Source organism: Methylibium sp. (genome assembly GCF_035762065.1).
In the GTDB taxonomy this organism is placed as follows: domain Bacteria; phylum Pseudomonadota; class Gammaproteobacteria; order Burkholderiales; family Burkholderiaceae_C; genus Methylibium.
Genome location: NZ_DASTPW010000036.1, coordinates 43730 through 63173, shown reverse-complemented (window position 1 = coordinate 63173; position 19444 = coordinate 43730). Strand labels below are relative to the sequence as shown.

General features: G+C 72.0%; 18 protein-coding genes. 8 read left to right on the top strand and 10 right to left on the bottom strand.

The genetic code is table 11. From position 1 onward, the window contains the following. Positions 1-37: 37 nt before the first annotated feature. The 4 genes from VFR90_RS09820 to VFR90_RS09805 are packed head-to-tail and all read right to left on the bottom strand — an operon-like array spanning position 38 to position 3154. Positions 38-673, bottom strand: a complete 636-nt coding sequence (locus VFR90_RS09820) for a DUF6134 family protein (protein WP_326405945.1) — start codon at positions 671-673, stop codon at positions 38-40. Then, a complete protein-coding gene (locus VFR90_RS09815) occupies positions 670-1473 on the bottom strand; it encodes a DUF1295 domain-containing protein (RefSeq protein WP_326405944.1) in 804 nt (267 codons plus the stop codon). Before VFR90_RS09815 ends, VFR90_RS09820 begins: the two co-directional genes overlap by 4 nt. After that, the gene (locus VFR90_RS09810; protein ID WP_326405943.1) at positions 1470-2069 is read right to left on the bottom strand and encodes a DUF2878 domain-containing protein; all 600 of its coding nucleotides are present in this window, start codon (positions 2067-2069) and stop codon (positions 1470-1472) included. The genes VFR90_RS09815 and VFR90_RS09810 overlap by 4 nt, the downstream gene beginning before the upstream one ends. Continuing rightward, a complete protein-coding gene (locus VFR90_RS09805; RefSeq protein WP_326405942.1) occupies positions 2066-3154 on the bottom strand; it encodes an SAM-dependent methyltransferase in 1089 nt (362 codons plus the stop codon). Before VFR90_RS09805 ends, VFR90_RS09810 begins: the two co-directional genes overlap by 4 nt. A gap of 177 nt (positions 3155-3331) precedes the next feature. On the opposite strand from VFR90_RS09805, the gene VFR90_RS09800 reads away from it, so the two are divergent. Next, on the top strand, positions 3332-3541 hold the full coding sequence (locus VFR90_RS09800) for a hypothetical protein (protein WP_326405941.1): 210 nt from the start codon (positions 3332-3334) through the stop codon (positions 3539-3541). A gap of 27 nt (positions 3542-3568) precedes the next feature. Here the strand turns inward: VFR90_RS09800 and VFR90_RS09795 are convergent, their stop codons facing one another. From VFR90_RS09795 to VFR90_RS09775, 5 genes are all read right to left on the bottom strand, one after another. Beyond that, a complete protein-coding gene (locus VFR90_RS09795; protein ID WP_326405940.1) occupies positions 3569-4831 on the bottom strand; it encodes a phospholipase D-like domain-containing protein in 1263 nt (420 codons plus the stop codon). A gap of 108 nt (positions 4832-4939) precedes the next feature. Continuing rightward, positions 4940-6712 (bottom strand): diguanylate cyclase domain-containing protein, encoded by a 1773-nt coding sequence (locus VFR90_RS09790; RefSeq protein ID WP_326405939.1) that lies wholly within the window; start codon positions 6710-6712, stop codon positions 4940-4942. After that, positions 6696-8192 carry an oxygenase MpaB family protein gene (locus VFR90_RS09785; RefSeq protein ID WP_326405938.1) on the bottom strand — a complete coding sequence of 499 codons (1497 nt, stop codon included), beginning with the start codon at positions 8190-8192 and terminating at the stop codon, positions 6696-6698. The genes VFR90_RS09790 and VFR90_RS09785 overlap by 17 nt, the downstream gene beginning before the upstream one ends. A gap of 101 nt (positions 8193-8293) precedes the next feature. Further along, entirely contained in the window at positions 8294-10291 is a 1998-nt protein-coding gene (locus VFR90_RS09780) for a DNA topoisomerase IV subunit B (protein WP_326405937.1), read from the bottom strand. Between the two features lie 90 nt (positions 10292-10381). Next, the gene (locus tag VFR90_RS09775; protein ID WP_326405936.1) at positions 10382-13210 is read right to left on the bottom strand and encodes a hypothetical protein; all 2829 of its coding nucleotides are present in this window, start codon (positions 13208-13210) and stop codon (positions 10382-10384) included. A 385-nt stretch (positions 13211-13595) separates the two neighbouring features. Between VFR90_RS09775 and VFR90_RS09770 the strand changes: the two genes are divergently transcribed. The 7 genes from VFR90_RS09770 to VFR90_RS09740 are packed head-to-tail and all read left to right on the top strand — an operon-like array spanning position 13596 to position 18772. Beyond that, positions 13596-14819 carry an MFS transporter gene (locus VFR90_RS09770; protein ID WP_326405935.1) on the top strand — a complete coding sequence of 408 codons (1224 nt, stop codon included), beginning with the start codon at positions 13596-13598 and terminating at the stop codon, positions 14817-14819. A 10-nt stretch (positions 14820-14829) separates the two neighbouring features. Continuing rightward, entirely contained in the window at positions 14830-14961 is a 132-nt protein-coding gene (locus VFR90_RS09765; RefSeq protein ID WP_326405934.1) for a hypothetical protein, read from the top strand. A gap of 7 nt (positions 14962-14968) precedes the next feature. Continuing rightward, complete coding sequence (locus VFR90_RS09760) at positions 14969-15265, top strand: SDR family NAD(P)-dependent oxidoreductase (protein ID WP_326405933.1); 297 nt, start codon at positions 14969-14971, stop codon at positions 15263-15265. Further along, complete coding sequence (locus VFR90_RS09755; RefSeq protein ID WP_326405932.1) at positions 15262-15825, top strand: class I SAM-dependent methyltransferase; 564 nt, start codon at positions 15262-15264, stop codon at positions 15823-15825. Before VFR90_RS09760 ends, VFR90_RS09755 begins: the two co-directional genes overlap by 4 nt. A gap of 60 nt (positions 15826-15885) precedes the next feature. Continuing rightward, positions 15886-16767, top strand: coding sequence for a 4-hydroxy-tetrahydrodipicolinate synthase (gene dapA / locus VFR90_RS09750; protein ID WP_326405931.1), 882 nt, complete (start codon positions 15886-15888; stop codon positions 16765-16767). A 14-nt stretch (positions 16768-16781) separates the two neighbouring features. After that, positions 16782-17972, top strand: coding sequence for an NlpB/DapX family lipoprotein (gene bamC, locus VFR90_RS09745; protein WP_326405930.1), 1191 nt, complete (start codon positions 16782-16784; stop codon positions 17970-17972). A 23-nt stretch (positions 17973-17995) separates the two neighbouring features. Further along, positions 17996-18772, top strand: coding sequence for an MBL fold metallo-hydrolase (locus tag VFR90_RS09740; protein ID WP_326405929.1), 777 nt, complete (start codon positions 17996-17998; stop codon positions 18770-18772). Positions 18773-18998: 226 nt separating this feature from the next. Here the strand turns inward: VFR90_RS09740 and VFR90_RS09735 are convergent, their stop codons facing one another. Beyond that, positions 18999-19298: a hypothetical protein gene (locus VFR90_RS09735; protein ID WP_326405928.1), complete on the bottom strand. Its 300-nt coding sequence runs from the start codon at positions 19296-19298 to the stop codon at positions 18999-19001. Positions 19299-19444: the final 146 nt, after the last annotated feature.

Sequence of the window (19444 nt, the reverse complement as noted above, 5' to 3'; positions counted from 1 at the left end):
TTGTCCGACCAGCACGCCGCGCGGCGCCGCGGGCCGCCTACTCCCGCACGTAGCGCAGCGTCCGCTTCCCGCGGGAGACCTTGGATTCCAGCGCGAGCCAGTCGCCGTCGGCCGAGTACCACAGCTCGACCGGCGACTCCGGCCCGCTGATGCGCCAGCGTTTCGCATCGACCGGCCTGCCCTGAACGTCGAGCTTCGCGTCGCCGAGCGGCTCGATCTTCACGCGCTCGTACTTGCCGGTCTGCGCGTTCAGCAGCCGCGTTTGCTTCAGCATCGCCGGGTGCCAGTAGGCGAAGCTCATCACGCAGCCTTCGAGCATCTCGCTGCCGTCGTTCGACTTGACGGCGAGCGCGTCGCCATCCTTCTTCGCCTGCACCGCGAGCGCCTTGCCGTCGTCGTCGGTCTTCGAGCTCAGCGCGACGAGGCAGTCGCCTTGCCATTGCTCCTCGACCTCGTGGCGGTAGCGGTAGGCGGTGAGGCCGAGGACCTTCACGTCGAACGCGGCCTTGCCTTCCAGGCTGCGACGCTCGCCGTCGCCCTTCAGCGTGAAGCGGTGCGTGCCGATCGGCTTGCCGTCGAGCAGCACGCGGAAGTTCCAGCTGCCGCTCGCGGGCCGCTCGGCGTGCGCGGCGAACGAAGCGGCGCACAGCAGCGCGACCAGCACGCGCTTCATGCCGCGCTGCCCTGCTTCGGCGGCCGCGGGAAGAAGGCGCTGGTGCGCGCGATGTAGTCGCGGTAGGCGGGCCGACGTTCGCTCATGTCCTTCTCCAGCAGGCTGACGCCCGACACCTTCAACAGCAGCACGCTCATCAGCAGCGGCGAGACGAGGCTCCAGCCGCCGCCCGCGGCCAGCGCCATCAGGCCCATGCCCCACCAGACGCAGAACTCGCCGAAGTAGTTGGGGTGGCGGCTCCAGGCCCACAGGCCGCCGTCCATCACCCGGCCCTTGTTCGCGGCATCGGCCTTGAAGCGGCGCATCTGCTCGTCGGCGATCGCCTCGAACGCGATGCCGAACGCGGCGAGCGCGGCACCGGCCGTGTCGAGCCCGGTCCACGGCTCCACGCTCGCGGCGCCGACGAGCAGGGGCGCCGAGACGATCCACGCCAGCACCGCCTGCAGCGCGAACACGAGGTAGAGGCTCTTGAACGCGAAGCCGGGCTGGTTGCGGGCGCGGATCGCCTGGTAGCGCCGGTCCTCGCCGTGGCCCCAGTTGCGAACGGTGATGTACAGCGCGAGCCGCAGCGACCACAGCGCGACGAGGCCGAGCATCCAGCCGGCGCGCGGGCCGGTCGCGGGCAGCGCCGCCGCGTAGGCGAAGCCCGCACCTGCGATGCAGACCGACCAGACCCGATCGACGAGGCTCACGTCGCGGCGCACGAGGCTCGCGACCCAGGTGGCGAAGCCGATCGCCGCAGCGAACGCGAGGCCGTGCAGCGCGACGGCCCAGCCGCCGAAGCTCGCGATCCCGCTCATCGCTTCGCCACCGCGCCTTCGGTGCCGACGCCGTCGAAGCGCATCGCCAAGGCCACCAGCAACGGCAGCATCACCGCCCAGCCGGCGCCGATCAGCCCCAGCGCGAGCACGGGCTCGCTCAGCGTCGCCGCGCCGAGCCGCGCGCCGCCGGCAAAGGACAGCGGCCCCGCGATCGCGCCGAGCAGCGCGCACAGCGCCCAGCGCCCGTGCAGCCAGCGCAGCAGGACGTTCAGCGTCACCGCGAACAGCGCCCACAGCGCCGTCATCCAGTGCGGGCCGAGGCCGGGCAGCCAGTGGCCGCCGACGAAGGCGAGCGCGCCGGTGGCCTGCAGCGCGGCATCGAAGCTGCTGCCCAGCAGGATCGTCGCCAGCACGAGCCGAGCTTCGACGCGGCCTCGCGGCGCACGCCCCAGGTGCCACGCGACGACGAGCACCGCGGTCGCGGTGCCGAGCCAGGGCTGGCCGTGCGCCGCGCCGAGCACGCAGGCGAACCAGCCGAGCTGCGTCGCGACGAGGTTGGCCAGCGCCCAGGCGCGCGTCGGCTCGCGCTCGCCGGCCGGCGCGCCGACGGCCGGCACCGCGGCGTCGAGGCTCATGCGCGCGGGATGCCGTTGCGCTCGAACAGGTAGTGGCTGACCCACCACTGCTGCCCTTCGCCGTGGCCGAAGAGCTCGGCCACCGACATGAAGAACAGCCGCCAGCGCGTCCACCACAGCGCGGCCTGGTCGGCGCCGTAGGTCGCCTCGAGCACCGGCCAGACCGCGTCGCGCTTCGCGTCCATGTTCGCGAGCCAGGCCTCGGACGTCTTCTGGTAGTGCCGGCCGTCCCAGCGCCAGCGATCGACGAGCGACAGGTCGCGCTGGCAATGCAGCGCGAGGTCGTCGCTGGGCATCATCCCGCCGCTGAAGAAATGGCGGCTCATCCAGTCGGTCGCGTCGCGCTCGACGAAGGCGTAGGGCGTCGACCGGTGCGCGAACACGTGCATGAAGAAGCGGCCCTCGGGCGCAAGCCAGCTCGCGACCTTCGCGAAGGCCGCCGGCCAGTTGCGCAGGTGCTCGAACATCTCGACCGAGACGATGCGGTCGAAGCGATCGGTCGTCTCGAAGGTGTTGAAGTCGCAGGTCACGACGCGCAGGTTCGCGAGGCCGCGGCGCCGCGCTTCGGCTTCGATGTTCTCGCGCTGCGAGTTGGAGTTCGACACCGCGGTGATCCGGCTCGACGGAAAGCGCTCCGCCATCCACAGCGACAGCGAACCCCAGCCGCAGCCGAGCTCGAGCACCTGCTGGCCGTCGCGCAGACCGGCACGCGCGCAGGTCTCGCCGAGCGCGGCGGCCTCGGCCTCGTCGAGCGTGCTCACCCCCGCGGTCCCGTCAGGGCCGCTGCCGGATTCGGGCCACCAGCAGCTGCTGTACTTCCGATGCCGGCCGAGCACCTCGGCGAAGAACGCCGCAGGCACCTCGTAGTGCTGCTCGTTGGCCTTCTCGGGCACGAGCGCGAGCGGCGCGGCGCTCATCGACGCGACGAAGTCGGCAGTCCTGCGCGCGGCGGCTTCGGCGTCGCCGTCGCCGATCTCGGCGAGCCGCTGCTTGAGCAGCCGGCGGATGCCGAGCCGCACGACGCGATCGGGCACGAGGCCTTGCTCGACCCAGCCGAGCGCGGTCGCGGTGCTTGATGAAGTCATCTCGAAGGTCTCCTGCTGCGCCGGCACGGCGGCCGCGCGCGGCGGCGAATGATGCCGCCGCGCCCTTCTACGTGAGCAGGCGCGAACTGGATGCTCCGGCGCGCGGTGGCGGGAACGCGCGTTGCTGCTGGCCGGACCCTCCAGCCAACGGCGGCCCAGCCTCGAGCCGACACCCCCATGCCCACCACGCCCCCTGCTTCGCCGACCGCGCCGCCGCCCGACGTCGTGCCCCAGCCGGTCGGCCCGAACGTGACCCCGCCCGCCCAGCCCGACGCGACGCCGCCGCCGTCGGGCCCCGAGGTCACGCCGCCGACACCCGACACGGTGCCGCTCGGCGCGCCGGGGCCGGAGCTGACGCCCGGCACGACCGGCGTGCCGGAGGTGTGAGCCACGCCGTCGCCCACGGGAGACGGACTACAGCACCTCGTTGATCAGGTAGGAGACGTTGTCCTTCAGCTTGTGGCCCCAGCCGCGGCGCATCCAGCGCTCGAGCTCGATCTCGTCGGCGCGCTGAACGTACTTCTCGAAGATGCCGTCGAGCCGCGCGGCCAGCGCGACGTCGGCGATCGACAGGCTGATCTCGTCGTTGGTCTCGAAGCTGCGGTCGTCGAAGTTGCTCGAGCCGACGGCGCTCCACACGCCGTCGACCGTCATGATCTTCTGGTGCAGCAGCGTGTGCGGGTACTCGAACAGCCGCACGCCGCAGCGCAGCAGCTTCTCGAAGTTGCGGTGGCCGGCGTGCTGGACCATCGGGTTGTCCGAGCCGCTGGTCGAGGGCATCAGCACGCGCACGTCGACGCCGCGCTCGACCGCCGCGCCGAGCGCATCGATCGCCGCCGGCTCCGGGATGAAGTACGGGTTCTGGATCCAGATGCGCTTGCGCGCGAGGCAGATCACCGTGTGATGCAGGATCTTCACGGTCGGCGCCGAGTTCTCGGGCTTCGCGAAGACCGCGTGGATGCGCACGTCGCCGGCCGGCCCGAGCGGCGGGAACACGTCGTCGCCGAGGAACAGCTCGCCGGTCTCGCCGGCCCAGTTCTCGCTGAAGACGCTCTGCAGGCTGTGCACGATCGGCCCGTGCAGCTGCACGCTGACGTCGGCGAAGTGCTGCTTGTCCTCGGCATCGCCGAGCCAGTCGTCGACGATGCAGTGGCCGCCGGCGAAGGCCTCGCTGCCGTCGAGGATGACGATCTTGCGGTGGTCGCGGTCGTTCATCACGCCGAGGTTGTGGAGCTTCGTCTTGTGGAAGAAGCACACGCGGCAGCCGGCCGCGCGCATGCGCGCGACGACCGCGTCGCCCGCCTTCCTGGAGCCCTGGGCGTCGAGCAGCACGCGCACCTGCACGCCGGCGCGGGCGCGCTCGATCAGCGCCTCGGCGACGCGCCGGCCCAGCACGCCGTCCTTCCACAGATAGGTCTCGAAGTGCACCGAGCGGCGCGCGGCAGCGATGCGCGCGAGCAGCACGTCGTAGAACGCGCCGTTCTCGTGCACCTCCACGCTGTTGCCGCCGACCACCGTGCCCAGCGTCAGGCCGGCGAGGCTGGGCATCAGCTCGTCGACCGGGAAGTCGCACTCGATCTTGAGCGAGGGATCGCGGTGCCGGCGGATCGACCAGATCACCAGCACCAGCACGAACACCAGCGCCAGCAGCAGGCCGGCCCAGAACGCGATGCTCATGCGCGGCCCTGTTCGAGCGTCGTGGCGACGGAGCCCGCAGGGTACCCAATGGCGCGTGCGGGACGCCGCGCGCGGTCGGCGACCGCCCGCAGGCCTCCCCGGCGAGCTCTACAACCTCGCCGGCGCCGTGTCGAACGAGCCGCCCTGGGTCGTCGATTCGCCGACCACCTCGCGGCTCCTCGACTTGCCGGCGTACATCGCCGCGTCCGCGCACCGGAGCAGCGTGTCGGCATCGGTGCCGTCGCGCGGCGCCAGCGCATGGCCGACGGTGGCGCCGAGCCGGTAGGGCAGGCCCAGCGCGACCAGCGGCTCGTCGAACGCCTGCGTGAGCTGCGCCGCGAGGTCGCGCGCCCGCTCGTCCGAATGCAGGCCCATCGCGAGCACCACGAACTCGTCGCCGCCCAGGCGCGCGACCATGTCGCTGGTGCGCAGGCTGTTGCGCAGCCGCTCGCCGGCGGCGACGAGCAGGTGGTCGCCGGTCTCGTGGCCGTGGCGGTCGTTGACCTGCTTGAAGCCGTTGAGGTCGAGCAGGTAGACCGCCAGCAGCTGCGTCGGGCCGCACTGCGGCAGGTAGCGCTCCAGCGCCGCGTGCAGGCCTCGGCGGTTGGGCAGGCCGGTCAGCGCGTCGGTCTGGGCGAGCGACAGCGCCTGGTCGCGCTCGGTGGCGCGCAGCAGCGCCTGGTCGTGCACGGCGTACAGCCGCAACGCCAGCACGCGCAGGAAGATCAGCATGTCCAGCGTGGCGCCGAACTGGAACGAATGCAGGGTCCAGAACGTGGCGGGCGCGCGCCCGCGGATCACCGCCACCATCACGGCGGTGGTGATGAAGTAGCCGATCCACGCGACGATGAAGTACCAGCCGACGCTCTCGCCGCGCCGGGCGCGCTGGACGGCGCCGGGCAGGCCCATCAGCGCGGGTGCGAGGCCCACGGTGCCGATCACGGCGCTGACGGCGTGCACGTCGATCACGTCAAGTGCGTACGCCAGGCCCACCGCGCCGAGCAGTGCCGCGCCGCCCTTCATCACGGGGCTGAACCAGCGGTGCCGCTCGGTGCCGCGCAGGACGTCCTCGACGAAGAGGAAGGTGCCCGCGGCGGCGGTGAGCGCGGACAGCGCGGCGAGGTGGGTCTCCAGCCAGCGGTTGCCGGGCCACAGGTACTGCGCGCCGATGCCGAACTGGACGACCGAGAACAGGATGCCGCCGCCGATCAGCAGCGCGTACTTGATCAGCAGGCTCTCGCGCACGCTGAACCACTGCAGCAGGCTGTAGCACACGAGGCACAGGCCCATGCCGGCAAGCAGGCCCTGCAGCATCTGCTCGGCCAGCGCGCGGCTCAGGAACGCCGAGGGCTTGTTGAAGCTGATCGGCAGGATCATTGCGCCCAGGGTCTCCACGCGCAGCCACAGCTCGTAGCGTGCGCCGGGTGACAACGCCAGTTCGACGGTGTGTGCGCGGCTCGGCAGGGGGCGCTCGGCGAGCGGCTGGAGGTTGCCCAGCCGCGCCTGCTGCACGGGCGCGCCCTGTGCGTCGAGCAGGTGCACGTCGATGCGGTTGAGCACGGCGTAGTTGATGTCGAGCAGCCAGTGGCCGTCCGACTCGGGCGACACCGCGATCGGCACATGCACCCAGACGGCGTCGCGGCGCAGGCCGAGCGTGGCCGCGGCGGTGCTCGGCCGCGTCAGGGCGTCGCGCGCGGCGATGGCGCCTTCCAGCGTCAAGGCCTTGGACGCATCGCTCAGCGTCGTGACCGCCGGCCAGGCGTGCACGCGCTCGTTGCGGTCGTCCAGCAGCAGCGGCGTCGCCGCGGGCCCGGCATGTGCGGCACCGGCTGCCAGCACCAGCGCGAGCAGCACGAGCCAGGTCTCAACGAGGCGACGCATCCCACTGCCCCTTCACCGTGAAGCCGTCTTCGAGCGTGTTCAGCCAGCGCGGCGCGCGCGGATCGTGACCCCAGGCGGCCATGGTCCGCCGCACCTGGCTGCGCACCGGCTCCGGCAGCTTCAGCGGCCGCGTCTGGTCCATCAGCAGCCGGCTGACGAAGTGGTAGCCGAGCATGCGCACACAGGTTCGCGTGATCGAGAACTCGGGCGAGAAGCAGCGCCCGAGCGCGTCGATCCCGCGCACCGCGAGCCGGATGCAGCCGAACAGCGCGCGCGCGGTCCAGGGCACCGGCAGGCTCGCGCCGTCGATGCCGATGTCGCGCGACGTCGCCGCGCCGCACAGCTCGCGCGACAGCAGGAGCGGAAAGCTCTTCGCCGCGCCGAGCGGGATCGCGTCGGCCAGCGTCCGCATCAGGGCGCGGCCGAGCGGCGCGCGCGGATCGGGCGCGACGCGATCGGCGCGGCCGCGCGCCTGCAGCTGCGCGAACAGCGCTTCGGCCTCGGCCATCGTGTGCGCCATCAGGCGCTCCTCGACGCCCACCAGCGACGCCATCACGTTCCAGGCATGCAGCGTGGCCGCCTCGTCGTGCGCGCTCAGGCCGAGCCCGAGCGTGCGCAGGCCGCGCAGGAACACGTAGCCGAAGGTCAGCAGCGTGTAGGCCAGCTCTTCCTGGTTGCAGGGCAGACCGTCGTCGCCGAGCTTCCAGCCATGCGCGTACAGCGCGTGATGCATGTGCGGCGTGCCGCGCAGCGCAGCCAGCGGCTCCACGAAGCCGGCACCTGCGGCCGCCCGCTCGGGGCCCGACGCGGACAGCGCGGCCACCGCCTGCGCCGGCTCGCCGCGCAGCAGCAGGTTGCGCACCGTCGCATGGATCAGCCGCACCTTGAGCACCTGCGCGACGCCGCCGCCCTGCGGCGTGGCGAGGCCGCCGCGCATCATCACGGGGAAGACCATCGCGGCGGTGGAGCGCACGCGGTACTCGGTGCGCTGCTCCAGCTGGCCGGTGGCGTGCAGCACCTCGGCCAGGTCGGGCACGACGTAGCACTCCGGCAGGCTGGCGCAGAACAGCAGCGCGCACGACAGCGGCCCGTGCTCGAAGAACACCTGCTCGGCACGCGCGATGAGCGCGGCATCCGCCCACGTCGGCAGCGTGCACGCCCCGCTCAGGTAGTCGACCAAGGCCGCGGCGATGTCCCGGGGCAGATCGGCCGGCGGCCGCCACGCCTGCACGTCGGCATTGCAGGCCCAGCCGGCGAAGGCGCGCGTGACCGCCTCGAGGCGCTGCCAGCGCGGCTGCTGCCGATCGATCAGCTCGGCGGCATCGGCCCCTTCGAGCGTTTCGGCCCAGGGGCCGAGGATGCGCGCGATGGTGGCGTCGGCCAACGGATCGGCTCGAAAGCGCAGCTCGTCCAGCAGCGCTTTAGGCAAGTGGCCCGTGCCGGGCGGGCCGGGCTCGATCGGGTGAGGCGTTGGGTGCACGGTGGCGACAGCTTGCGTACCGAGGGCGGCGGATTGTTATGCGCGTACGACCGCCCGCAGAAGGCCCACGCGCGGCGCCGACGCCCGCCGCGCGCAACCCCTCACACATCGACCTCGACCGCGTCGCCTTTCAGCTCCATCAGTTCGCGCCGCGCCGCGGCTTCGCCCTTGCCCATCAGCCGGTTGAACAAGCCTTCAGTCGCACCGAAGTCGTGCGCGCCCCAGGCGACCGGCAAAAGCCGCCGCGTCTCGGGATTGAGCGTCGTGTCCCACAACTGCTCCGCGTTCATCTCGCCCAGGCCCTTGAAGCGGCTGACCGACCAGCTGCCTTCGCGCGCGCCTTCCTTGCGCAGCTTGTCGAGCACGGCGTGCAGCTCGCCGTCGTCGAGCGCGTACAGCTTCGCCGCCGGTTTCTTGCCGCGCGCCGGGGCGTCCACCCGGTACAGCGGCGGCCGCGCGACGCAAACGTGCCCGGCTTCGATCAGCTTGGGGAAGTGCCGGAAAAACAGCGTCAGCAGCAGCACCTGGATGTGCGAGCCGTCGACGTCGGCGTCGCTGAGGATGCAGACCTTGCCGTAGCGCAGGCCGCTCAAGTCGGGCGCGTCCTGCGGGCCGTGCGGATCGACGCCGATCGCAACCGCGATGTCGTGGATCTCGTTGTTGGCGAACAGCCGGTCGCGCTCGACCTCCCAGCTGTTGAGCACCTTGCCGCGCAGCGGCAGGATGGCCTGCGTCTCCTTGTCGCGGCCCATCTTGGCGCTGCCGCCGGCCGAGTCGCCTTCGACGAGGAAGATCTCGTTGAGCGCGAGGTCGCGGCTCTCGCAATCGGTCAGCTTGCCCGGCAGCACCGCGACGCCGGAGCCCTTGCGCTTCTCGACCTTCTGGCCGGCGCGCTGGCGCGCCTGCGCCTGGCGGATCACCAGCTCGGCGAGCTTGCGGCCGTGCTCCACGTGCTGGCTAAGCCACAGCTCGAAGGCCGGGCGCACGTAGGCCGAGACAAGCCGCAGCGCGTCGCGCGAATTGAGCCGCTCCTTGATCTGCCCCTGGAACTGTGGGTCGAGCACCTTCGCGCTCAGCACGAAGCTCGCGCGCGAGAACACGTCGTCGGGCATCAGCTTCACGCCCTTCGGCATGAGCGCGTGCAGCTCGATGAAGCCCTTGACCGCCTGGAACAGGCCGTCCTTCAGGCCCGACTCGTGGGTGCCGCCGGCCACCGTCGGGATCAGGTTCACGTAGCTCTCGCGCACGGCGTGGCCGTCTTCGGTGAAGGCGACGCACCAGGCGGCGCCCTCGCCTTCGGCGAAGTTTTCGGTCTCGGCGGCTTCGGCGTAGTGCGCACCCTCGAACAGCGGGATCACCGGATCGGCGGCGAGCGTCTGCAGCAGGTAGTCGCGCAGGCCGCCCTGGTACTGCCAGGTCTGGGTCTCCTGCGTCTTCTCGACCGCCAGCGTGACCGTCACGCCGGGCATCAGCACCGCCTTGCTGCGCAGCAGGTGGACGAGTTCGGCACGCGGCAGCTCGGCGCTTTCGAAGTACTTCGCATCGGGCCACACGCGCACCGTCGTGCCCTGCCGGCGATCCGCGCCCGCGGCCTTGCGCACGGCCAGCGGCTCGACCACCTCGCCGCCGTGGCCGAACGCGAGCGTCGCGACCTTGCCGTCGCGATGCACCGTGACCGCGAGCCGCGTCGCGAGCGCGTTCGTCACGCTGACGCCGACGCCGTGCAGCCCGCCGCTGAAGCTGTAGGCCCCGCCCGCGCCCTTGTCGAACTTGCCGCCGGCGTGCAACCGCGTGAACACGATCTCGACGACCGGCACCTGTTCCTCGGGATGCAGGCCGAACGGGATGCCGCGGCCGTCGTCCTCGACGCTCACCGAGCCGTCGGCGTGCAGCGTCACCGCGATGCGCCGGCCCTGGCCGGCGAGTGCCTCGTCGGCGGCGTTGTCGATCACCTCCTGCACGATGTGCAGCGGGTTGTCGGTGCGGGTGTACATGCCCGGGCGTTGCTTGACGGGCTCCAGGCCCTTCAGCACCCGGATCGAGGCCTCGCCGTAGCGGGCGGCTGCAGCGCGCTTGGCTGCGGCGGAAGGAATGTCCATGGATGCGATCCTCAGCGGCGGCGGATTCTAGGGAGCCGTTGAGGGGTCTCCCGGGGGCCGCGCGCGGCGCGGGGCGGCCCACGGCCCGCCTCAAGCGGACGAGGCCGCCTCCTGCGCGCCGGCCGCGACGACGGCGCGGCGCCATGCCACGGACTGCAGCTGCCACCTCTGCAGCGAGCGCGCCTCGTACGCCTCGCGAGAGACGGGATCGCTCGCTGCGTTGGCCTTGACCGCCGCACGCTCGCCGAGATGCCACTGGCTGTCGGTCGCGAGCGGCGGAAGCTCGTGCAGCAGCAGGCGCAGCGCCAGCGCCGGCGGCGGCTTCACCGCCCGGTCGAAAGGCGCCAGGACACGCTCGGCGGCCTCGGCGATGGAGGCGAGCCAGCTCATGGGAAGGTCGAGGCCGAGGGCGGCGCGCGCCCGTTCGGGCTCCGCGCGGAGCATGCGCAGCGCGACCGTGGCATAGGCCACCTCGGCGGCCATGCCCGCGAGCCGCGACTCCAGCTTCGCCGGCTCGCTCAAGATCTGCAGCGGCACGTGCAGCTGCCAGCTGGCGGCTTCGAAGACCGCCTTGCGCCTTTGTCCCGGCGCGACGTTCAGCCCCGGCACATGCCACAGCTGCATCGAAGGCGCGCGGTACAGGTTGACCTCGGGCGCGAGGATTTCGGGCACGGTCTCGAGAGGCACGCCGAGCAAGGACGCCGACAGGCGCATCACCGCGTCGCCCACCTCGGCGGGCGTCGGCACGACGCCCTGCGCGTGCTTCGACACGATCTGCCGGACGGCGGTCGTGAAGCCGCTGTCCCTCTTGGAGGCGGCCAGCGCGTCCGGGAGGGTTTCGATCCCCCGGAGCTCGCGCCGCAGCACGCGCCGCGCCTCGGCGCCGACGAGCGAGACCAGGGTCGCCCCCGGCGCGCGCGACGCCTCGGCGAAACGCTGCGGCGCGGCGTCGACGCCGGCGGGCGAGTGGATCGCGTCGCCCGCCGCGTAGGCGACGCGGTCCGCGAAGTCCACCAGCTGCGATGCGATGGCCGCGAGCCGGACCGTGCCGCTTGCCGCGGGGTCGTTCGCCTGCGCCCGTGCAAGCCCGTCCATCACGCGGAACAAGTCGGTGTCGTGCCCGGCCGACCATGCCTTCGACGCGCGCGCGTCGTGCAGCCTCGCCGTGGCATGCAGGATGCGTTCGGCATGGCCGGCGGCTTCCGGATGCACGCTGGCGTCGAACAGGAACGCACCGTCGGCGACGGGCGCCTGCAGCGTCGAGGCGGCCTCGGTGAGCAATGCCGCGAGCCGGCTCCAGGCAGGCAATGGAAAGAGCGAGGGCGGGAAAGCGCCGGCGGCGTCGCGATCACCGAGCCGGTGGACCGCCGCGCCCTCCATGAAAGCCTGGATCTCGCGCGGATTGTTCACGTAGCTCAGCGCCGCGACGAACTCCTGGACATCGCTGCTCGCACCTGTCGGCGTTGGCGGGGCGGCGTCTCCCGGGCGCAGCGAAACGCTGGTTTCCAAATGGCCGACGCGGCTCGGTGGCAGCGGGTCGTCCGGGCGGCGGGGGCCGACCGAGCCGCCCCACTGCGGCATGCGCCTCGCGTTGTTCTGTGCCATGTGCACCGACTCGTGAGCCATCACCGCCATGTTCGGAACGTGAAGCGCCGCGCCTCCGACGCGCAGATGAGAACTACCACCCATCGCGCCCATGAACACCGTAGCGAAGCTGCTGGTTTCCTGCTCGTCGTACACGATCGGAAGCAGCTGCGCCGCAGGCTTGCCGAGATGGGCGGTCCACCGCTGGTGCGCGTGCGCGGCCATCAGGAGCGACATCAGCAGATGCCGGCCGCGGGAGTCAGTCGCAGCCACCGACACGAACCGCGGATCGGCATGCTCCAGCAGGAGCGCGGAAGCCCGCAGCAGGCGGCTCGACGCCAGGTTCGCCGGCGCAGGCGGCAGCAAGTCCCGATGCGCGATGGCGGACATCGTGCGCGCGATCTCCAGGCGAGCGCCCTCCAGTGCAAGCCTCCAAGCAGCCACGTCGTCCCGCGTCGTGGCGTTCGCCGGCGGGTTGAAGCGCAGCGTGTTCAGCGCGTCGGCCGCCGCGCGCAGCCGGCCGACCTCTTGCGCCGTGAGGGACCTGGGATGCGTCGCGGCGGCGAGCAGTTGCCGCGCATGAACGCTGTTGAGCTTGTCGCGCACAGGCTCGAGCAGGCTCGCGATGTGCGCCATCTGTGTCGATCCTGTAAGGGCGGAGGCGGCACGCTCGCGCAGGCGTACGTTGGCGGCACCGACCCACTCGGCGGCCCGCGCGCTCGTCGGCGCGTCGGGCGCCTGCCCTGCGTCGACCGACGCCTTGAGCAGCTGCGCCGCGTTCTCCAGCTCGCGGGCCGCCGATCGCGAAATCGGCCGCACGGCGCGCATCAGGCGTGCGAGGTCGTCAACCACCTCCCGGGCTTGGCGAACGCTCTCCGAGAACGCCGGCCCGAGCTGGAAATAGGTGCCGCTGCGCCGCAACTGGAGGCGCTCGACCAGATCCGCGAATGGCTTGGCGGCCTGAAAGGCTTCGGCCCGGGCGACGAAGGGCTGCAAGGCAGCAAGCGCGGCGGCGGCCGGCTGCTGCGAGGCACCGGTCGCATCGTGTTGCATCAACCGGTCGATCGCCGTGCGCGCACCGCCCACGAGCGACACCGCGAGCTGCGCAGCGTGCTCGGGCGTGGCCTGCGCGAGTGGCTGTAGCCGCAGCACGTCGTAGGACTGCAGCGCCAGTTCGAGATGCATGCGTGCCCGCCTCGATACCGGACCGACCGTATCGAGCACGGCCCGGAGCTCGTCGGCCTGGGCGTCGAAGACGGCGGCGACATCCGCAGCGATGCGCCCGATGTCGTCGGATCGATCGAGCGGCGGCTGGCCCGCGACCGGCGTCGACACGCCGGGAAAAGGGTGGGACGGCCGCGCGTGATCTGCGCCTGCATTTGCTGGGCGTCGAGGCGGCAGGCCACCGGGGTCGAGCCCCGGGCGGGTTTGCGCGCGCCGCTGCGACGGTACGGACGCCTCCGTGGCCGCAGATGCGCGTGCCGGCGGCCGCAGATGGCGTGAAAGTCCAGGAAGGCGCATGGCCGGAGCACGGGTGACGCGAGGGCGACGGACGCATCCTGCGGCGTTGTCGACGGGCGTCCCGTCCCGGATGCGAACCGAGGTGCGCGTGCGCGAAGCGCCGCACGCCGGCGCATCGATGCATCGCGACGGCCCTCGAGGCACGGCGCTGCGCCGCGAAAAGCGGCCGAGGCCGTGCCCTGCTCGATATAGTGGTTCGATGACTCCAGCGGCAACTCGAGCCCACGCGCTTTCGATGACGCAGGTGCTGATCTGCAGTGCCGCGATCGTCACGCTGTCGATGGGCATCCGGCACGGCTTCGGCCTGTTCCTGCAGCCGGTGACGATGGAGCGCGGATGGACGCGCGAGACCTTCGCCTTCGCGCTCGCGGTGCAGAACCTGATGTGGGGCCTGGCGGGCCCGTTCGCCGGCATGCTGGCCGATCGCTACGGCGCGTTCCGCGTGCTGCTCGCGGGCGCGGCGCTGTACGCGGTCGGCCTCGTCGGCATGGCGCTCGCGACCTCTGGCCTCGCGTTCACCGGTACCGGCGGCCTGCTGCTCGGCATGGCGCAGGCGGGCACCACCTACGCGATCGTCTACGGCGTGATCGGGCGCAACGTGGCGCCGGAGAAACGCAGCTGGGCGATGGGCATCACCGCGGCGGCCGGCTCCTTCGGCCAGTTCCTGATGGTGCCGGTGGAAAGCAGCCTGATCGGCTTCTTCGGCTGGCAGCAGGCGCTGATCCTGCTCGGATGCGCATCGCTCGCGATCGTGCCGCTGGCCTTCGGGCTGCGCGAGCCGAAGCTCGCCGCGACGCCGGGCGTCGTGCACCAGAGCATCGGCGAGGCGGTGCGCGAGGCCTTCGGCTACCGCAGCTTCCAGCTGCTCATGGCCGGCTACTTCGTCTGCGGCTTCCAGGTGGTGTTCATCGGCGTGCACATGCCCAGCTACCTGAAGGACCACGGCATGTCGCCGCAGGTCGCGACGGTGGCGCTCGCGCTGATCGGCCTCTTCAACGTGTTCGGCACCTACCTGGCCGGCGTGCTGGGCCAGCGGCTCGCGAAGCGGCACATCCTCGCCGCGATCTACCTCCTGCGCTCTGTGGTGATCGTGGCCTTCCTCGCCTTGCCGCTGTCGCCGGCGAGCGTTTACGTCTTCGCGTCGGCGATGGGCTTCCTCTGGCTGTCGACGGTGCCGCCGACCAACGCGCTGGTCGCGCAGATCTTCGGCGTGCGGCACTTCTCGATGCTGGGCGGCTTCGTGTTCCTCTCGCACCAGGTCGGCAGCTTCCTCGGCGCCTGGCTCGGCGGACGGCTCTACGACCTGAGCGGCAACTACGACGTGGTCTGGGGCATCTGCATCGCGCTCGGCGTGTTCGCGGCCTTGATCAACCTGCCGGTGCGGGAAACCGCGATCGTGCGCGCCCGGCCGGTGGCCGCATGATCGTCGCGCGATGAACCGCCCTGCCCTGCGACGTTCGCTGCTGTGGTCCGCCGCCGCGCTGGTGCTGGCGCTGGTGTTCGCGAGCTACCTGCGGCCCGACGTGATCGTCGATCTGGCCAACCGCGTGTGGGCCTGCTTCTGATCGCGCGATGACCTCGAAGGTCGTGGTCGTGACCGGCGCGTCCGACGGCATCGGCGCCGAGCTGGCGCGCCAGCTCGCGGCGCGCGATGGCGCTGCGCTCGCGCTGGTGCTGGCGGCGCGCGGCGAAGACAAGCTCGCGCAGGTCGGCGCGCAGTGCGAGGCGCACGGCACGCCGGTGCTGGTGCAGCGCTGCGACGTGGCGCAGCAGGCGGATTGCACCGGGCTGATCGCCGCGGCCGTCGCGCGCTTCGGCCGCATCGACGCCGCGGCGCGCGCGGCGCTGCAGCGCGAGACGCCTCGATGAGCGCGCATGCCGGCCTCGCGCCTTCGCCATGGGTGCTGCGCTGGGCGCGCGGCTTCGGCGCCCCGCACACCGCGCTCGATCTGGCATGCGGGCACGGCCGGCACCTGCGCTGGCTCGCCGCGCGCGGCGTGCGAGTCACCGGCATCGACCGCGATGCCGACGCGATGGCCGCGTTGCGCGGCAGCGGCGCCGAGCTGCTGGTGGCCGATCTCGAAGCCGGCCCGTGGCCGCTGGCCGGCCGCCGCTTCGACCTGGTGGTGGTTACCAACTACCTGTGGCGGCCGCTGCTGCCGGCGATCGTCGAAGCGCTCGCCGACGGTGGCCTGCTCGTCTACGAGACTTTCGCGCTCGGCAACGCCAGCGTCGGCAAGCCTTCGAACCCCGACTTCCTGCTGCGCCCCGGCGAGCTGCTAGACGCGCTGCGGCCGGCGCTGCGCGTCATCGGCTACGAAGACGGCTTCCTCGGCGCGCCCGAGCGCTTCGTGCAGCGCATCGCGGCGGCACGCGAGCCCGGGTCATCCCCAGCGTCCGGGGCTGTGCCACCGCGTTATCCCCTGTAGCGCAGCGTCGAGTCGGCCAGGGTGGCTGGCTAGAATTCCGCGCTTCCCGAGGAATCCGTCATGAAGCCCATCACTGGCAGCATCGTCGCGCTCGTCACGCCGATGCACGACGACGGCAGCGTCGATGTCGAGGCGCTGCGCCGCCTGGTCGACTGGCACGTCGCCGAGGGCACCGCGTGCATCGTGTCGGTCGGCACCACCGGCGAGTCGGCGACGCTCGCGCCGGCCGAGCACATCGAGGTGATCCGCGCGACCGTCGAGCAGGCCGCCGGCCGCATCCCCGTGATGGCCGGCACGGGCGGCAATTCGACCGCCGAGGCGATCGAACTCACGCGCCACGCCAAGGCCGCCGGCGCCGACTGCACGCTGCAGGTGGTGCCCTACTACAACAAGCCGACGCCCGAAGGCCAGTACCGGCACTTCCGCGCCATCGCCGAGGCCGTGGACCTGCCGGTGATCCTCTACAACGTGCCGGGCCGCACCGTTGCCGATCTGCAGCACGACACGGTGCTGCGGCTCGCGCAGGTGCCGGGCATCGTCGGCATCAAGGAAGCCACGGCGAACATCGAGCGCGCGCTGTGGCTCGCGAAGGAAAAGCCACCCGGCTTCGCGCTGTATTCGGGCGACGACGGCACGGCGGTCGCGCTGATGCTGCTCGGCGGCCAGGGCAACATCAGCGTGACCGCGAACGTCGCGCCGCGCGCGATGGCCGAGCTGTGCCGGGCCGCGCTGGCCGGTGACGCGAAGCGCGCCACCGAGCTCCAGCTCGAGCTGCTGCCGCTGCACCGCGCGCTGTTCGCCGAATCGAACCCGATTCCCGTCAAGTGGGTGTTGAACGAGCTGGGCCGCTGCGGCCCGGCGTTGCGGCTGCCGATGACGCCGATGTCCGAAGCCCTGCAGCCCGCGCTGCGTGCCGCGATGCAAGCGGCCGGGCTGATCTGAGAGTCCTCCATCCGATGAAGCTTTCTCCCGTCTCGCGCGCCGCCGGCGCGTTCTTTGCGTGCGCGCTCGGCCTGGCCGGCTGCTCGTCGATCAACGAAAAGCTGCAGGGCGACAAGGTCGACTACAAGACCAGCGCGGCGAAATCCGTTTCGCTCGAGGTCCCGCCCGATCTCACGCAGCTCAACCGCGACAGCCGCTACCAGCCCACCGGCGGCAGCATCAGCGCCGCGGCGCTGCAGACGCCGGCCGCGCCGGGCGTCACGACGCCGGGGGCACCGGGTGCCGCCGCCAGTGCGCCGAACGCCGTCGCGCCGGCGGCCTACGGCGACGTGCAGCTCGAGCGCGCCGGCGCGCAGCGCTGGATCGCGACCAAGCAGACGCCGGAGCAGCTCTGGCCGCAACTGCAGGCCTTCTGGGCCGAGCGCGGCTTCGCGCTCGACGTTGAGCAGAAGGACGTCGGCGTGATGGAGACCAACTGGAACGAGAACCGCGCGAAGCTGCCGCAGGACTTCATCCGCAGCACCATCGGCCGCGTCTTCGACGGCCTCTACGACACCGGCGAGCGCGACCGCTTCCGCACCCGCATCGAACGCGGCGCCGACGGCGGCAGCGAGATCTACATCAGCCATCGCGGCATGGTCGAGGTCTACACCGACGAGCGCAAAGGCAGCACGATGTGGCAGCCGCGGCCTTCGGATCCCGAGCTCGAGGCGATCATGCTGTCGCGCCTGATGCTCAAGCTGGGCGCGAAGGAAGAGCAGGCCAGGGCCGCCGAGGCTGCGGCCACGGTGGCGGCCGCAGCGCCTGCGGCCGTCGCTCCGCCCGCAGCGCGTGCGCGAATGGTCGGCGGCGAGCAAGGCAGCAGCCTGCAGGTGGACGACGGCTTTGATCGCGCCTGGCGCCGCGTCGGCCTCGCGCTCGACCGCGGCGGCTTCACCGTCGAGGACCGCGACCGCGCTCAGGGTCTGTACTTCGTGCGCTACGTGGAGCCGGGCTCGGAAGACGCGAAGGAGCCGGGCTTCTTCAGCCGGATCTTCGGCGGCGGCAACGACAAGGACAAGGCCAACGCGCTCGCGCGCTACCGCATCGCGGTGAAGGGCCAGACCGACACGAGCACGGTCACGGTGCTGAACAACCAGGGCGCGACCGAGACCGGCCCCGCCGCCAAGCGCATCCTCGAGCGCCTCGTCACCGACCTGCGCTAAGGCTGCGTCGGAAGTAGCCGCCGATGCGCTTTTGCAGCCTCGGCAGCGGAAGCACCGGCAACGCGGCGGTCGTCGAGGCCGGCGGCGGCGACGGCACGCGCGTGCTGATCGACTGCGGCTTCACGCTGAAGGAACTGGCGCTGCGGCTCGCGCGCGCGGACGTCGCGCCGGAGGCGATCGACGCGATCTTCGTCACGCACGAGCACGGCGATCACATCGGCTGCGCCTTCGCGCTCGCGCGCCGGCATCGCATCGCGCTGTGGACCAGCCGCGGCACCTGGCGGGCCGCCGGCGAGCCGGCGCTCGACGCCGGGCTGCTGCACTTCGCGCGCGACGGCGAGCCGATCGCCGTCGGCGCGCTCGAGCTGCGGCCCTACACCGTGCCACACGACGCGGCCGAGCCGCTGCAGCTGGTCTGCGGCGACGGCGCGCGGCGTCTCGGCGTGCTGACCGACGCCGGCTCGGTCACGCCGCATGCGACGGCGGCGCTCGCCGGCTGCGAGGCGCTCCTGCTCGAATGCAACCACGATCGCGCGATGCTGGCGGCGTCGGCCTACCCGGCGTCCTTGAAGGCACGCGTCAGCGGGCGCTTCGGCCATCTGGCGAACGACGCGGCGGCCGAGGTGCTCGCGGCGTGCCGCCACGAGCGGCTGCGGCACGTCGTCGCTGCGCACCTGAGCCTGCAGAACAACCGGCGCGAGCTGGCCAGCGGCGCGCTCGCCGCGGTGCTGGGTACGCGGCCGGACGACATCGTCGTCGCCACGCACGACGAGGGCTTCGGCTGGCTCGACCTGCGCTGAAAAGCGGTGAACGAGCCCGGCACGCCCCCTCACCCCGAGGCACGCCTTCGGCGTTGCCGGTGCTTCGCGCTAGCCCGAGCTGCGGCTGTGCTTCGCGCCTTGATGGCGCGCCTCGGGCGCGGTCTGCCCAGACGCGCTGGACTCCTTCGAAGCATCTGAGCCGCCCAACAAAAAGCCGCCCCGTGGGGCGGCTTGCTCGATGCGCGCGGCCGGTGGCCGCGAGGCATCACTTCTTGGCGGCGTCGACGGCAGCCGAAGCAGCGTCGGCAGCGGCACCGGCGGCCGAAGCGGCACCGGCGGCAGCGCCTGCGGCGGCCGAGGCGGCGGTGTCGGTCGCGCTGCCGACGGCGGCCGAGGCGGCGGCGCCCGCGGCGGCTGCCGCATCGCCGGCGGCCGAGGCCGCGGCACCCGTTGCCGAAGCGGCGGGAGCGGCCGGCGCAGCGGCAGCGGCGTCTTCCGGCTTCTTGCCGCAGGCGGCAAGGGCAACGGCGGCGACCAGGGAAGCCAACAGGAGCGAATTCTTCATGTGGGGGTCCTCAATTCAAGGAAGGGCTGAACACACCGGTGGTTGTCGGAACGCGAAAGCTCGATGAAGCAGCACCGCATTCTCCAAGACCCAGGCCGCTCGGGCAGCCTTTGCCTAGCCAGCGATTGTGCCATCGGGGCATGCCG

What these genes read in the sequence shown, in the direction of transcription:
- VFR90_RS09805 (WP_326405942.1), bottom strand. Translation starts at nt 3,154, where the DNA reads ATGACTTCATCAAGCACCGCGACCGCGCTCGGCTGGGTCGAGCAAGGC.
- VFR90_RS09740 (WP_326405929.1), top strand. Translation starts at nt 17,996, where the DNA reads ATGCGCTTTTGCAGCCTCGGCAGCGGAAGCACCGGCAACGCGGCGGTC.
- VFR90_RS09820 (WP_326405945.1), bottom strand. Translation starts at nt 673, where the DNA reads ATGAAGCGCGTGCTGGTCGCGCTGCTGTGCGCCGCTTCGTTCGCCGCG.
- VFR90_RS09795 (WP_326405940.1), bottom strand. Translation starts at nt 4,831, where the DNA reads ATGAGCATCGCGTTCTGGGCCGGCCTGCTGCTGGCGCTGGTGTTCGTG.
- VFR90_RS09755 (WP_326405932.1), top strand. Translation starts at nt 15,262, where the DNA reads ATGAGCGCGCATGCCGGCCTCGCGCCTTCGCCATGGGTGCTGCGCTGG.
- VFR90_RS09815 (WP_326405944.1), bottom strand. Translation starts at nt 1,473, where the DNA reads ATGAGCGGGATCGCGAGCTTCGGCGGCTGGGCCGTCGCGCTGCACGGC.
- VFR90_RS09780 (WP_326405937.1), bottom strand. Translation starts at nt 10,291, where the DNA reads ATGGACATTCCTTCCGCCGCAGCCAAGCGCGCTGCAGCCGCCCGCTAC.
- VFR90_RS09760 (WP_326405933.1), top strand. Translation starts at nt 14,969, where the DNA reads ATGACCTCGAAGGTCGTGGTCGTGACCGGCGCGTCCGACGGCATCGGC.
- dapA (WP_326405931.1), top strand. Translation starts at nt 15,886, where the DNA reads ATGAAGCCCATCACTGGCAGCATCGTCGCGCTCGTCACGCCGATGCAC.
- VFR90_RS09800 (WP_326405941.1), top strand. Translation starts at nt 3,332, where the DNA reads ATGCCCACCACGCCCCCTGCTTCGCCGACCGCGCCGCCGCCCGACGTC.
- VFR90_RS09790 (WP_326405939.1), bottom strand. Translation starts at nt 6,712, where the DNA reads ATGCGTCGCCTCGTTGAGACCTGGCTCGTGCTGCTCGCGCTGGTGCTG.
- VFR90_RS09810 (WP_326405943.1), bottom strand. Translation starts at nt 2,069, where the DNA reads ATGAGCCTCGACGCCGCGGTGCCGGCCGTCGGCGCGCCGGCCGGCGAG.
- VFR90_RS09735 (WP_326405928.1), bottom strand. Translation starts at nt 19,298, where the DNA reads ATGAAGAATTCGCTCCTGTTGGCTTCCCTGGTCGCCGCCGTTGCCCTT.
- VFR90_RS09765 (WP_326405934.1), top strand. Translation starts at nt 14,830, where the DNA reads ATGAACCGCCCTGCCCTGCGACGTTCGCTGCTGTGGTCCGCCGCCGCG.
- bamC (WP_326405930.1), top strand. Translation starts at nt 16,782, where the DNA reads ATGAAGCTTTCTCCCGTCTCGCGCGCCGCCGGCGCGTTCTTTGCGTGC.
- VFR90_RS09770 (WP_326405935.1), top strand. Translation starts at nt 13,596, where the DNA reads ATGACTCCAGCGGCAACTCGAGCCCACGCGCTTTCGATGACGCAGGTG.